Origin of the sequence: Achromobacter spanius, from assembly GCF_002812705.1 — a bacterium.
In the GTDB taxonomy this organism is placed as follows: Bacteria; Pseudomonadota; Gammaproteobacteria; order Burkholderiales; family Burkholderiaceae_B; genus Achromobacter; species Achromobacter spanius.
Genome location: NZ_CP025030.1, coordinates 3,041,916 through 3,055,943 on the forward strand (window position 1 = coordinate 3,041,916; position 14,028 = coordinate 3,055,943).

Annotated in this window: 13 protein-coding genes; 7 read left to right on the forward strand and 6 right to left on the reverse strand. The window is 63.0% G+C overall.

Annotation, left to right across the window (positions count from 1 at the left end):
- Positions 1-8: 8 nt before the first annotated feature.
- From CVS48_RS13815 to CVS48_RS13830, 4 genes are all read right to left on the reverse strand, one after another.
- Positions 9-1,094 carry an ABC transporter ATP-binding protein gene (locus CVS48_RS13815; RefSeq protein ID WP_100854948.1) on the reverse strand — a complete coding sequence of 362 codons (1,086 nt, stop codon included), beginning with the start codon at positions 1,092-1,094 and terminating at the stop codon, positions 9-11.
- On the reverse strand, positions 1,091-2,803 hold the full coding sequence (locus tag CVS48_RS13820) for an ABC transporter permease (RefSeq protein ID WP_100854949.1): 1,713 nt from the start codon (positions 2,801-2,803) through the stop codon (positions 1,091-1,093). Before CVS48_RS13820 ends, CVS48_RS13815 begins: the two co-directional genes overlap by 4 nt.
- A gap of 87 nt (positions 2,804-2,890) precedes the next feature.
- Positions 2,891-4,216 (reverse strand): ABC transporter substrate-binding protein, encoded by a 1,326-nt coding sequence (locus tag CVS48_RS13825; protein ID WP_100854950.1) that lies wholly within the window; start codon positions 4,214-4,216, stop codon positions 2,891-2,893.
- A 133-nt stretch (positions 4,217-4,349) separates the two neighbouring features.
- Positions 4,350-4,772: a FlxA-like family protein gene (locus CVS48_RS13830; RefSeq protein ID WP_100854951.1), complete on the reverse strand. Its 423-nt coding sequence runs from the start codon at positions 4,770-4,772 to the stop codon at positions 4,350-4,352.
- Between the two features lie 156 nt (positions 4,773-4,928).
- Between CVS48_RS13830 and CVS48_RS13835 the strand changes: the two genes are divergently transcribed.
- The gene (locus CVS48_RS13835; protein WP_050449038.1) at positions 4,929-6,251 is read left to right on the forward strand and encodes a solute carrier family 23 protein; all 1,323 of its coding nucleotides are present in this window, start codon (positions 4,929-4,931) and stop codon (positions 6,249-6,251) included.
- A gap of 144 nt (positions 6,252-6,395) precedes the next feature.
- Here CVS48_RS13835 and CVS48_RS29210 read toward each other — a convergent pair whose 3' ends face one another.
- On the reverse strand, positions 6,396-6,638 hold the full coding sequence (locus CVS48_RS29210) for a hypothetical protein (RefSeq protein ID WP_126376181.1): 243 nt from the start codon (positions 6,636-6,638) through the stop codon (positions 6,396-6,398).
- On the opposite strand from CVS48_RS29210, the gene greA reads away from it, so the two are divergent.
- A complete protein-coding gene (gene greA, locus CVS48_RS13840; RefSeq protein WP_006221068.1) occupies positions 6,637-7,113 on the forward strand; it encodes a transcription elongation factor GreA in 477 nt (158 codons plus the stop codon). The genes CVS48_RS29210 and greA overlap by 2 nt on opposite strands.
- Positions 7,114-7,243: 130 nt before the next feature.
- On the opposite strand, the gene CVS48_RS13845 is transcribed toward greA, so the two are convergent.
- Entirely contained in the window at positions 7,244-7,846 is a 603-nt protein-coding gene (locus CVS48_RS13845) for a YhbY family RNA-binding protein (RefSeq protein ID WP_100854952.1), read from the reverse strand.
- Between the two features lie 18 nt (positions 7,847-7,864).
- Between CVS48_RS13845 and CVS48_RS13850 the strand changes: the two genes are divergently transcribed.
- The 5 genes from CVS48_RS13850 (at position 7,865) to CVS48_RS13870 (ending at position 13,835) form a co-directional block, all read left to right on the forward strand.
- The gene (locus tag CVS48_RS13850) at positions 7,865-8,497 is read left to right on the forward strand and encodes an RlmE family RNA methyltransferase (RefSeq protein WP_100854953.1); all 633 of its coding nucleotides are present in this window, start codon (positions 7,865-7,867) and stop codon (positions 8,495-8,497) included.
- Positions 8,498-8,713: 216 nt separating this feature from the next.
- On the forward strand, positions 8,714-10,606 hold the full coding sequence (gene ftsH, locus CVS48_RS13855; protein ID WP_100854954.1) for an ATP-dependent zinc metalloprotease FtsH: 1,893 nt from the start codon (positions 8,714-8,716) through the stop codon (positions 10,604-10,606).
- An 18-nt stretch (positions 10,607-10,624) separates the two neighbouring features.
- Complete coding sequence (folP, locus tag CVS48_RS13860) at positions 10,625-11,470, forward strand: dihydropteroate synthase (protein ID WP_100854955.1); 846 nt, start codon at positions 10,625-10,627, stop codon at positions 11,468-11,470.
- Complete coding sequence (gene glmM, locus CVS48_RS13865) at positions 11,467-12,810, forward strand: phosphoglucosamine mutase (protein ID WP_100854956.1); 1,344 nt, start codon at positions 11,467-11,469, stop codon at positions 12,808-12,810. Before folP ends, glmM begins: the two co-directional genes overlap by 4 nt.
- 218 nt (positions 12,811-13,028) lie before the next feature.
- A complete protein-coding gene (locus CVS48_RS13870) occupies positions 13,029-13,835 on the forward strand; it encodes a GNAT family N-acetyltransferase (protein WP_100854957.1) in 807 nt (268 codons plus the stop codon).
- Positions 13,836-14,028: the final 193 nt, after the last annotated feature.

Here is a 14,028-nt window from a genome sequence, read left to right on the forward strand (position 1 = left end):
CGGCAAGTTTAGGCCGCCAGCAGCCGTATCTGGGTGGGCTCCAGTCCAATGGAAACCGGCGCGCCGGCAGGAAAGGGCGACAGCCCCGCCAGGTGCGACTGGTCGGCCGTCAGGCGCTGCTCACCGATCAGCACCTGATAGCGCGTGAATTCACCCAGGAACTCGCTGCTTTCCACAATGCCCGGCAGCCACACATAGCGCGCATCGCCCAGGCCATCCGCCATTTCGATCTGCACGGTATGCGGCCGGAAGCTGGCGGCCAGGCGGCTTGCGGCGGGCGCCTCGGCCGTCAGCGGCAGATGCAGGTCGCCCACGCCCGGCACCGCCAGCACGACGCTGCCGCTGGTGCGTTCGCGCACATCGCCTTCCAGCACGTTCATCGTGCCCACGAAGTTGGCCACGAAGCGGTTCACCGGATAATCGAACAGCGTGCTGGGCGCGCCAATCTGCTGCACCACGCCGTGGTCCAGCACGGCCATGCGGTCAGCCGTGGTCATGGCTTCTTCCTGGTCGTGCGTGACGAAGATGGTGGTGATGCCCAGCCGGCGTTGCAGGCTGAGCAGGTCCTGGCGCATCTGCACGCGCAGCTTCTTGTCCAGGTTCGACAGCGGTTCATCCAGCAGCAGCACCTGCGGTTCGATGACGATGGTTCGGGCCAGCGCCACGCGCTGCTGCTGCCCGCCCGACAATTGATTCGGCCGGCGCTTGCCAAACTGCGACAGCCCCACCAGTTCGAGCGCGGCTTCGACCTTGGCGCGGATCTCGGCCCGGGGCAGCTTGCGTTCGACCAGGCCGAACGCCACGTTGTCCCAGACCGACATGTGCGGCCACAACGCATAGTTCTGGAACACCATGCCGATGTTGCGGTTCCAGGGCGGGGTGCCGCTGATGTCCTTGCCGTCCACCAGCAACTGGCCCGCGCTGTGCCGGTTGAAGCCGGCAATCAGCCGCAGCAATGTTGACTTGCCCGAGCCCGACGGCCCCAGCAACGCGAAGAACTCCCCCGGCTCGACGTGGATGTTCACATCTTTCAGCACTTCCGTCGTGCCGTACGACAGGCGGATGTTGCGGCACTCTACGCTAACTTTCTTCATGCGGATTCCCCCTCAGTGCGCGCCGGACGCTGGCGCGACTGCGCGCGCTCCACCAGCAGGTGCGATACATACGTGCCGATAGCCACCGCGGCCACCGCCAGCACGCCCAGCGCGGCCCCCGGCCCCCGTCCCGCCGCGCTTTGCATATACAGATAAATGCCGTAGCTCATGGGCGCCTGGCTGTCCTTGGTGACCAGCATGATGGTGGCCGACAGCTCAACTGCCGCCGTCACGAAGCTGGTCACGAAGCCCGCCAGCATGCCGCCCGCCATCAACGGCACCACCACGCGGCGGATCGTGCTCATGCGCGTGGCGCCCAGCGATTGCGCGGCTTCCTCCAGCGACACATTGATCTGCTGCAAGGACGCCACGCAAGAGCGCAGCGCGTACGGCAGGCGCCTGACCGAATACGCAATCATGATGATGATCCACGACGAGGTCAGCAGCGTGCCGGTTCCGGGAAGCTCGATCCCGCGGAACGTGCGCAGGAAGCCGATGGCCAGCACGATGCCGGGGATTGCCAAGGCAGCGGAGGCCATGAAGTCCAGCCACTGGCGCGCCGGCAGCCGGGTGCGCAGCATCAGGTAGGCGATGGCGGTGCCAATAATCACATCCACGCCCGCCGCCAGCCCGCAATAAAGCAGCGTGTTGGCGATCATGCCCTGCGACTCGGAAAACACCGCCGAATAATGCGCCAACGTGTAGCCGTCGGGCAGCGGCGCAAAGCTCCAGACGCTGGCCAGCGACAGCAGCAGCACACCCATGTGCGGCGACAGCACGAGCAGCAGCACCAGGATGATCCAGCCGTAGGCCAGCACGCTTTCCATCGGCCCCAGCTTGCGCTTCTGGATCGAATTGCCGCCCTTTTGCAGCGTGGAGTAATCACGCCCCTTAAGCACGCGCGCCGACAGCCACAACGCCAAAATCGAAAACGCGATCATGATGACGCTGATCACATAGCCCAGCGGGTCTTCCAGGCCCACCTGCGTAATGCGCAGGTACGCTTGCGGCGCCAGCATGTTGGTGGTGCCCAGCACCAGCGGCGTACCCAGGTCGTCAAACACCTTCACGAACACCAGTGACGCGCCCGCCACGTAGCCGGGCAGGGCCAACGGAAATATCACACGGCGGAACAGGCGGAACCCGCGCGAGCCCAGGTTGAACGCGGCTTCTTCCATGGCGCCGTCGATGTTGCGCAGCGCCACCACCAGGTTCATCAGGATGAACGGGAAGTAGTGCAGGGCTTCAACGAAGATGACCCCGTTCAAGCCTTCCATGAACGGAATCGTGAAGCCGAACCAATCGTTCAGCAGCAGGTTGACGCTGCCCGATCGTCCGAAGATCAGCTGCATCGCCACCGCGCCCACAAACGGCGGCATGATCAGCGGCAGTACGCCCAGCGTCTGGATGATCAGCGCGCCCCGGAACTCGAAGCGCACCGTGAAGTACGCCAGTGGCACGGCGATCAGGGACGCCAGCAGCGCAGACCAGCCCGCCACGTACAGGCTGTTGAAGAACGCTTCCTGCATCAAAGGCTGGTTGAAGAACGCGCCGAAGTGGCCCATCGTGAAGCTGCCGTCGGCGTTCACGAAGGCACTGTAGAACACCGTGCCCACGGGCACGGCAAGAAAGAGCAGCAGAAAGCCGAACACCAGCAGCGCCGTCAATACGGGGCCGGCGGGCAGGCGTGAGTGGCCCGAAGAAGTCATCGAGATTCCCGAATGTGTTGCCAGGGGATTGCCCGCGCGGCGGGGGCATGTTGTCGCGCCCACCGCACGCGCCTTGCGACGTGTGGCTTAGAGTGACGCAGCCTCTCTGGCCAGCTTCACGGCTTCTTCGTAGTTCGCCCGAGCGCGGCCGTTCCACTCGCCTTCCAACTGGGTGATCTGCTGGTTCACCGAGGCGTCTTTCTTGTTGCCCGCGAAGACCGCCAGGAACGCCGGGTCGGCGGCTTTCTTGCCATCGATAAGCGGCGCCCAGGCCAGTTTGCGCGCCTGCCCCAGCAGCTCGGCGGCGCGCCCGCTATTGGCCTTGTCGCCCAGCTTGGCCTCGGCGTCGTAGATCGCCTTGGTGGCGGCCTGCAATTCCTTCAGGCGGAACGTGATGGTCTGGTCGTACAGCGATTGCACGACGTAGTAGCGGCTTTGCGACAGGTCGGCGTTGAACTGCACCTTGCTGCGCTTGGCGATCTCGGCGGGGTCAGGGTAGCCGGGCGGAATCTTGCCGGCCAAGGCCGAGTACGGCAGCACGGGCAGGCGCGAGATCTTGGGTTGCAGCAGCAGTTCCTGGCCCGCCTGGCTAAGCGTGAAGGCAATGAACTTTTTGCCTTCCTCGGTGTTTTTCGCGCCGTCGATCAGCGCAATGTTGGCCGGCACGATGGCCGTCTCGGAGGGGTAGACGAATTCCACCGGGAACTTGGAATACTTGCTGGACAGGCCAAAGAAGTCGATGACCGGGCCGGCGCCGAACTGGCCGTTGTTCACGCCGTCGGGCACGCCGAAGGACCGTTCCGTAATGGCGCTGCTGTTGCCCGACATGCGCAGCAACGTGTTCCAGCCATCATCCCAGCCTTCGCCTTGCAATATGGTTTCGACCGTCAGGTGCATCGTGCCCGACCGCGACGGCGAGGTGATGCCGACATGCCCAAACCATTTGGGCGACAGCAGGTCCTTCCATTCCACCGGCGCGGCAAGTTTGTGCGCGGCAAGGTAGCGCGTGTTGTAGACGATGCCGTAGCCCGCCAAGGCCTGGCCCAGGTACATGCCGGACGGGTCGTTGATGGGGTAGTTGCCGATCTTGTCCGGCACATCCTTGTTGGCCACGTCGGAAGACTTGGCCAGCAGCTTGTCGCGGCCCAGCACTTCGAAGGCGTCGGGCGCGCTGGCCCAGAACACCTCGGGGCGTTGGCCCGCTGGGGTCTCGCGCACATAGGCAATGCCCGACACGGTGTTCTTGTTCAGGATTTCCAGCGTGATGCCGGGGTTGGCCTTTTCGAACGCGGTCTTGTAGGCCTGGGTCAGGTCTTTCGGGAACGACGTGATCACCGTGACGGTGCCGGCCAGGGCAGGGGCCGAGCAAACGGCCAGCAGGGCTCCTGCAAGGGCTGTGCGCATTGCATGCATGGTTTGTCTCCGTAGTTTTAATTTGTCTGGAGACAGTAATGTCAGGCCTGCTATGCGTCCAATCAGAAATTTTGATGCGCCTCATCAGCGCGGGCACCCTGGTGGCGGCGCGCGGCTGGCGGGGCTGTGGCGCTTATGCCGTGGCGGACACGCCGTTGGCCTTGGCCGCCTTGGCCTGCTGGGTCAGCACCTGCTGGATCTGGCCTTGAATCTGCATGGCCTGGGCGTTCAGCGACTGCAACTGCTGCGCCTTCATCTCGTCCGACATGCCGCTGGCCTGCACCTTGGCGATCTGGTCCATGATGCGCTTGAGCTGCTTTTGCAGCATTTTGATCTGGCGGGTGAACTCGTCGTCGTTGTCGGTCTCTTCAGTGGCCTTGGCGCCGCCAATGCCCATCGCCCCGGCGTTGTTGACGCGGATCTTGCCGTCGGGCGTAACGGTCGTCGCCTCCGCGCCGGCGGATTCCTTCGCTTCTTTGTTGGCCTGAATCTTCTGGGCCCACAGCTCGGCCAAGCTGCCGATCCGGGATGTGCCGCCGATGGAATTGATAGCCATGATGTCTCCTGCTGCCGGGTAGTACTTCGGGGTCCCCTTGGATTTCCGGGGTTTCCCTAAGTACGGCATCGCGCGAGCCATACTTAAACGTTGCCGCCCCTTCGCAGCCCCCTTTACACTGGCGCCCGCTCACCCAACCCCTTATTTGGGATATTTATGTCGAATTCGTACTTTCCGCGTTGGCGCCTGGCGGACGATGCCGAACCCGGCGTCATCATCGCGCCTGATGAAAGGCTGTCCTGGCCCAAGAATGTGGCGATGGGCGCGCAGCACGTGGTGGCCATGTTCGGCTCGACGGTGCTGGCGCCGCTGCTGATGGGCTTCGACCCCAACGTGGCGATCCTCATGTCCGGCATCGGCACGCTGATCTTCTTCCTGTTCGTCGGCGGCCGGGTGCCCAGCTACCTGGGGTCCAGCTTCGCCTTCATTGGCGGCGTGATCGCGGTGACGGGGTATGCGGGGGGCGGGGCAAACGCCAATATCGGCGTGGCGCTGGGCGCCATCATCGCCTGCGGCCTGGCCTATACCTTGATCGGCGTGATCGTCTGGATTGCCAACGCCCGATCGGGTAGCGGCGCCAACTGGATCGATGCGCTGATGCCGCCCGTCGTCACGGGCGCCGTGGTGGCGGTGATCGGCCTGAACCTGGCGCCCATCGCGGCCAAGGGCGCCATGGGCGCGTCGGGCTTCGACACCTTCATGGCGCTGGTCACCATCGTCTGCGTCGGCGGCATCGCCGTCTACACGAAAGGCATGGTCCAACGCTTGCTGATCCTGGTCGGCCTGATCCTCGCCTGCGTGGTCTACGCGGTGCTGGCCAATGGCATGGGCCTGGGCAAGCCCATCGATTTTTCGGGCGTGGCCACCGCCGCCTGGATCGGCCTGCCGCATTTCGCGGCACCGGTCTTCAAGGCCGAAGCCATGGGCTTGATCGTGCCGGTCGCCATCATCCTGGTGGCGGAAAACCTGGGCCACGTGAAGGCGGTCAGCGCCATGACGGGCCGCGACCTGGACCGCTACCTGGGTCGCGCCTTCGTCGGCGACGGCGTGGCGACCATGGTGTCGGGCGCGGTCGGCGGCACGGGCGTCACCACCTACGCCGAGAACATCGGCGTGATGGCGGTGACACGCATCTATTCCACGCTGGTCTTCGTGGTGGCTGCGCTGATCGCCATCGTGCTGGGCTTTTCTCCCAAGTTCGGCGCGCTGATCCAGACGATTCCCGGCCCGGTTCTGGGCGGCATGTCGGTCGTGGTGTTTGGCTTGATCGCGATTGCGGGTGCGCGCATCTGGGTGGTGAACCAGGTCGACTTCAGCGATAACCGCAACCTGATCGTGGCCGCGGTCACGTTGGTGATGGGGGCGGGCGACTTCACCATCAAGATCGGTGACTTCATGCTGGGCGGCATCGGCACCGCTACATTCGGGGCCATCATCTTGTACGCCTTGTTGCGTCGCAGGAAGCCTGTTTCGGCATGAATCGGGCCGTTTTGGCCTTCGTCAGCGGTCAAAATGACAAAATACTATTGAAAAGTATCTTTTCAGCAACGCGGGGCGGGCGTCCCTTGCCGGGGGCCGCCGCCGCGTCTGGAAATTGTTGAGGAAATAGCCGGTTTTCGCGGGTTACAGCAGCGAAAACCGTGCAAAAGCACGTTTTCCGCGGTGGCTTGCAATTCCGAGGGACTTTGCCCACAATATGACTTTGATTGCCCCGGTTCCGACCCGAGCCGGGGTTTTGTTTTGGTCGTCCGCGCCGCTTGCCTCGCTTTGATTTTTGTCCCGATGGCAGGTGCGCGCCCCGGTAACGACCTTCACCGAGAACGCTCCCTTCGGGGCGTTTTCTACTTTTTGTTTGGGAAACGACATGTCTGCCATTCCTTTGACCGTGCGCGGGGCCGAGCGCTTGCAAGAAGAGCTCCAGCGGCTGAAAACCGTGGAACGCCCTGCCGTTATCAATGCCATCGCCGAAGCGCGAGCGCAGGGTGATCTGTCGGAAAACGCCGAATATGACGCTGCTCGCGAGCGCCAAGGCTTTATCGAAGGCCGGATTGCCGAACTTGAAGGCACGCTTTCCAATGCCCACCTGATCGACCCCACTTCCTTGGACGCCGAAGGCCGTGCCGTGTTTGGCGCAACCGTCGACATCGAAGACCTGGATTCCGGTGACCGCGTCACGTACCAGATCGTGGGCGACGTCGAGGCCGACATCAAGGCCAACCTGATTTCCGTGTCCAGCCCGGTGGCGCGCGCGCTGATCGGCAAGAGCGAAGGCGATGTGGTCGAGGTCAAGGCCCCGGCCGGCGTTCGCGAATACGAAGTTCTGGGCGTGCGTTACATCTAACGCGCTCGCCTTAGCGGTAAACTGTCAAAACGCCATAGCTCGAAGCCTGATTCAGGCTGAGTGTCCGCGGAAACCGCGCGGATCGCTATGGTGGACCGGGCGCGTCAGGCGCCCGTTTTTGTGCCCGGCCTTAGCTTTTCGACGTCTTGCGGCTGGTACCGCTGCGTGCACCGGCGCGCAGGCTGAGCGCGCTGCCGGCGCGGCGCGGAATACCGTGGCCGCTGGCGGTAGCCCGCTTGTTGCTGGGGCGCATCGGTTTGCCGTTCTTGTTCAGTTGGTCTTGCGGCACGAAACGCGCCTTGGCCGGCTTGGGCTCTTCGGACTCGCTGCGGCGCGGACGCTTGGACAGGGTCTTGCCTTCGGCGGCCAGCTTCTTCGGCGTGTACGGCTCGGAAGCGCGGCGCTTGGCGGGAGCCTCGGGCTCCATCGCTGCCAGGGCGGCGGGCTTGATGTTGCCGGCCAGCGGGCGGAAAAGAATCAGGGTCTTGCCCAGATGGTGCACCGGGGCGCAAGACAGGGTGTCGCAAATGGTCGACAACATGGTCTCGCGGGCCTCGCGGTCATCGCCGCCGGCGCGTACCTTGATGAGGCCGTGGGAAGCCAGTGCCAGGTCAATTTCCTTGAGCACGGCTTCAGTCAGGCCATTGTCGCCAATCAGGACGACGGGGCGCAGAGGGTGAGCGGCGGAGCGAAGGTCGCTGCGCTCACGAGAGGTAAGTTCTAATATAGGCATGCGTGGAATTGTACGGTAATGGCCAAGAATAAATTCTCTAAAGACTGGATTCACCAGCACATCAACGATCCCTATGTGAAGCTGGCGCAACAGAAGGGCTATCGCGCCCGCGCCGCCTTCAAGCTGATCGAGATCCTGGATACCGAAAAGCTGATGCGCCGGGGCGACCTGGTCATCGATCTGGGTTCGGCGCCCGGCAGCTGGTCCCAAGTGGCGCGCGAGCGCCTGGCGGGCCCGGGCGGCATCGTGGACGGACGTATTATTGCGCTGGATCTGCTTCCGATGGAGCCGGTGGCCGGGGTGGAATTCATCCAGGGCGACTTTCGCGATGATGACGTTCTGAAACAATTGGAAGACATGGTCGGATCTCGAGCCGTGGACCTTGTAATCTCGGATATGGCCCCCAACTTGTCAGGCGTGGGTAGCGCCGACTCCGCGCGCATTCAGCATGTGTGCGAGCTGGCGATGGAGTTTTCCCGCGCCCACCTCAAGCCCAACGGGGCGCTGATCGTCAAGGCCTTCCACGGCAGCGGATTTTCGCAGATCGTGCAGTCCTTCAAACAGCACTTCAAGCGGGTAGTCGAGCGCAAGCCGAAGGCGTCACGGGATAAATCCTCTGAAACCTTTCTGGTTGCGCGCGATCTGAAATAACCCGGGCCGGGGCATGTTGCCCCGCACCCCTGAAAAGTTGACCTGCTTGCCGAGACAACGACCACCATAACGACAAACCAGACGTAACTACACGGACCCCAGGGATCCCAGGACGCAGTTGGGTCCAACAGGGTAGAATGGGCTATTGACATACTTGTGACCGTGCCATACGCGGGTGCGCGGTTGCTGGTCGGAATCAAAAGCAGGAGATCGACCTTGAATAATTCATTTTCGAAAGTCGCTGTTTGGATGGTGATAGCCCTGGTGCTGTTCACCGTCTTCAAACAGTTCGACGGACGCGCTCAGACCCAGGACGGCGTGAGCTACACGCAGTTCATGGACGACGCCAAGGCGGGACGTATCCGCAAGGTCGACGTTCAGGGCGATGTGCTGTACGTCACCCCGGACGCGGGCCGCGCCTATACGCTGACTTCGCCGGGCGACCTCTGGATGGTTTCCGATCTGTTGAAGTACGGCGTCCAGGTTTCGGGCAAGCCGCGCGAAGAGCAGTCGCTGTTGATGAGCATCTTCGTGTCGTGGTTCCCCATGCTGCTGTTGATCGGCGTGTGGGTATTCTTCATGCGACAGATGCAGGGCGGCGGTAAGGGCGGCGCATTCAGCTTCGGCAAATCGCGCGCTCGCATGCTCGACGAAAACACCAATCAAATCACCTTTGCCGACGTCGCTGGCTGCGATGAAGCGAAGGAAGACGTCCAGGAACTGGTTGATTTCCTGCGTGACCCCAGCAAGTTCCAAAAGCTTGGCGGCCGCATCCCGCGCGGCGTGCTGATGGTGGGTTCGCCCGGCACCGGCAAGACGCTGCTGGCCAAGGCCATCGCCGGTGAAGCCAAGGTGCCGTTTTTCAGCATCTCGGGTTCGGACTTCGTTGAAATGTTCGTTGGCGTGGGCGCGGCCCGTGTCCGCGACATGTTCGAAAACGCCAAGAAGCACGCGCCTTGCATCATCTTCATCGATGAAATTGATGCGGTGGGCCGTCAGCGTGGCGCCGGCCTGGGTGGCGGCAACGACGAACGCGAACAGACCCTGAACCAGATGCTGGTTGAAATGGACGGCTTCGAATCCGGCCAGGGCGTCATCGTGATCGCCGCAACCAACCGTCCCGACGTGCTGGACCCGGCATTGCTGCGTCCCGGCCGTTTCGACCGTCAGGTCGTGGTGCCGCTGCCCGATATCCGTGGCCGCGAGCAGATCCTGAAAGTTCACATGCGCAAGGTTCCGCTGTCGCCTAACGTCGACGCGACCATCCTGGCGCGCGGCTGCCCCGGTTTTTCGGGCGCCGATCTGGCCAACCTGGTCAACGAAGCTGCCTTGTTCGCCGCGCGCCGTAATGGCCGCACGGTGGATATGTCCGACTTCGAAAAGGCCAAGGACAAGATCATCATGGGTGCCGAGCGCCGCTCGATCGTCATGCCCGAAGAGGAACGCAAGAACACCGCGTACCACGAGTCCGGCCACGCCATCGTTGCCCGCATGCTGCCCAAGACCGACCCGGTCCATAAGGTCACCATCATCCCGCGCGGCCGTGCGCTGGGCGTGACGATGCAGTTGCCCGAGACCGACCGTTACAGCATGGACAAGGGCCGTCTGCTGTCGACCATCGCCGTGCTGTTCGGTGGCCGTATCGCCGAAGAACTGTTCATGGACCAGATGACGACGGGCGCTTCGAACGACTTCGAACGCGCCACCGCCATCGCTCGCGACATCGTCACCCGCTACGGCATGACTGACGAACTGGGTCCCATGGTCTACGCCGAGAACGAAGGCGAAGTCTTCCTGGGCCGTAGCGTCACCAAGACGACCCACATGTCCGAAGCCACCATGCAGAAGGTGGACACCGAGATCCGCCGCATCATCGACGAGCAATACCAAGTCGCGCGCAAGATCCTGGAAAACAACCGCGACAAGGTCGAAGTGATGACGTCCGCGCTGCTCGAATGGGAAACCATCGACGCCGACCAGATCAACGACATCATCGAGGGCCGCCCTCCGCGCCCCCCGAAAACGCCGCAAGGCCCGTCGGATTCCACCGACACGCCGCCTCCCAGCACCGGTCTGGCGGCTGACGGCAGCACGGCTGCAGCAGTCTGAGGTTTTTTGTCCTGAGTTATGGCAAATAACTTCCTTTGCGGGCGCTTCGAGTTTGATCTCGAGCGCCCGCTTGTCATGGGTATCGTCAATGTCACGCCGGATTCGTTTTCCGACGGCGGCCAGCACGACGATACGGATTCCGCGGTGGCGCACGCGCGCCAGTTGATCGAAGAGGGCGCGCAGATCCTGGATCTGGGCGGTGAGTCCACACGCCCTGGCGCCGATCCGGTTTCCGTGGCCGATGAGCTCGACCGCCTGTTGCCCGTGATCGAGGCATTGCGCGATTGCGGCGTGCCCTTATCCATCGACACCTTCAAGCCGGAAGTCATGCGCGCCACGCTGGACGCGGGCGCCGACATGATCAACGACATCTATGGCTTTCGCCAACCCGGCGCCGTCGAGGCAGTGGCGCAATCGCGCTGCGGGCTTTGCGTAATGCACATGAAAGGCGAGCCTCGTACCATGCAGGCCTCGCCCCCCGAATACACCGACCTGATCGGTGAAATCGGATTCTTCCTGGGGTCTCGCGCGCAGAAGCTGCGCGCGGCCTGGATAGACCCTCGCCGCATCGTGCTGGACCCGGGATTCGGGTTCGGCAAGACGGCGGACCAAAACTTCCAATTGCTGCGCCGCTTGTCCAGTTTGCGCAGCACCGGTTATCCATTGCTGATCGGCCTGTCGCGCAAGAACATGATCGGGCAGGCCACGGGCCGACCGGTCGGCGACCGGCTGTCCGGCAGCATCGCCGCAGCGCTTGCCTGCGTGTCCCGGGGCGCTTCCATCGTGCGTGTGCACGATGTTGCCGCCACCGTGGATGCCCTTAAGGTATGGCATGCGGCTGAACAAGGAGCTATCAGTTCATGAGTCAACGCAAGTATTTCGGCACCGATGGGGTGCGTGGTGAAGTCGGCGGTCCGGTGATCAACGCCGAATTTGCGCTGCGCCTGGGTTATGCCGCCGGCCGTGTGCTGGCGCGCGAACACGCTGTGCGCGGCGGTAGCCGCCCGCAGGTCGTCATTGGCAAGGACACGCGCATTTCGGGCTACATGCTGGAATCCGCCCTTGAAGCCGGCTTGTCCGCCGCCGGCATCGACGTGCTGCTGGCCGGCCCCATCCCGACGCCGGCCGTGGCCTATCTGACCCGGGCATTGCGTTTGGTGGCGGGCATCGTCATCAGCGCCTCGCACAACCCGTATCAGGACAACGGCATCAAGTTCTTCTCGGCGCAGGGCATGAAGCTGCCGGACGAAATCGAAGCAGCGATCGAAGCCGCGCTGGACGAGCCGCTGGGCTGCGTCAGTTCCGAAGGCTTGGGCCGCGCCCGCCGCATGTCGGACTCCCAAGGCCGCTACATCGAGTTCTGCAAGAGCACCTTCCCCTACGATCTGGACCTGAACGGGATGAAGATCGTTGTGGACGCCGCGCACGGTGCCGCCTATAACATCGCCCCGCACGTGTTCCGCGAGCTGGGCGCCGAGGTGCATGCCATTGGTGTGCATCCGGACGGCTTCAATATCAACAAGGGCGTGGGCGCGTTGCACCCCGAATCCCTGGCCAAGGAAGTGCAGGCGCGTGGCGCCCACCTGGGCATCGCCCTGGACGGCGACGCCGACCGGCTGCAGGTTGTGGACGGCGAAGGCCGCATCTATAACGGCGACGAACTGCTGTACGCCATCGTGCGCGAGCGCATGCAGCGCGGCAAGGTCGACGGCGTGGTCGGTACGCTGATGACCAATTTCGGCTTCGAGCGCGAGATGAAGCGCCTGGGCGTGGGCTTCGAGCGCGCCAACGTGGGCGACCGCTACGTGCTGGAGCAAATGCAGGCGCACGGCTGGCAGTACGGCGGCGAAAGCTCTGGCCACCTGCTGTGCCTGGATTGCCACTCCACGGGCGACGGCATCATCGCCGCCTTGCAGGTGCTGACCGCCCTGCGCCGCAGCGGCGAGACGATGGCGCAATGGGTGCGCGATCTGCGCATGTATCCGCAGAAGATGATCAACGTGCCGTTGACGCCCGGCCAGGACTGGAAGACCCACGCCGGGCTGACTGCCGCGCGCGAAGCGGTCGAGGCGGAACTGAACGGCCGCGGTCGCATCCTGATCCGCGCTTCGGGTACTGAACCCAAGCTGCGCTTGATGGTCGAAGCGGAAGATGAATCCCTTGCTGTTTCCTGCGCAGAGAAGCTTGCCGCCAGCTTGGCCTAAGCCCGGCCTCCTGACTGTGTCCCCGAAAGCCACGCACCGCCTAGCGGTGAGTGGCTTTTGTGCATTTTTGATAAGTATTGCTTTGTAAAGTTTTGTCGAGATTTGCCCTAAATTGACCTATCTCCTCCGAACTAAACTTCATAGTCACGTAACATATCGGTCAAGTCTTTGACATACAGGGCGTCCAAACTGACTGGACTCTCTAGGAGCTTCGCGCAATGCTTGAATTAGCACGCACCACCCCAAGCCGTAATCCCGCAGAACCCTGGAAGGGCAACGCTCCAAAAGTGTTGGCGGTGGGCTTGGCGCGCACGGCTGAAGAAATCGAGCAGATCCAGCGTCTGCGTTACGACGTCTTCACCGAGGACATGGGCGCGGTGTTTCCCGACGCGCTTGACGGCATTGAGCACGACCGCTTCGACCCTTTTTGCGAACACCTGATGGTGCGCGAAATGGATACAGGTCGCGTCGTCGGCACGTATCGAATCTTGACTCCTGAAAAGGCGCGAGAAGCGGGCGGCTATTACGCGCAATCAGAGTTTGATCTTTCCGGGCTGGGTCCCATTCGTGACCAACTGGTTGAAGTGGGCCGGTCGTGCACCCATTCCGACTACCGCAACGGCGGGGTGATCATGCTGTTGTGGTCGGGCCTGACGGAATACCTGCGGCGCGGCGGCTACGAATACGTGTTGGGCTGCGCCAGCGTCAGCCTGCGGGACGATGGCGTTACCGCCGCCGAAGTCTGGCGCACCATCATGCCGAAGCTGCCCCAGGCCGGCGAGCCCAGTGTTACCCCGCTGCACCGCTACCCGGTGGAAAAATTGAACAGCACCTTGCCGGCGCGCGTGCCGCCGTTGATCAAGGGCTACCTGAAGCTGGGGGCCAAAGTCTGTGGCGAACCCGCCTGGGACCCGGATTTCAATGCCGCCGACTTCCCGGTGCTGCTGAAGATGGAGCGGATGGACGAGCGCTACCGCCGCCACTTCGGCCTGGACCAACCGACGGCCGTCAACGGCCAGCGCTGATCATCATGCGCCGCTTGCTCCGCCGTATGAAAATCAGGCTGATACGGCGGGCCACGCGGCCTATCCGTCTTGAGCTCAGGCAGTTGCACCGGCAGACAGATCTGTCTCCAGATTAAGCACATAAGAACGTAAAAGCGGGGAGGGCGTTGCCGCCGTCACCCGCTTTTTTTCGTCTGTGCCGTCTGCGCCACGC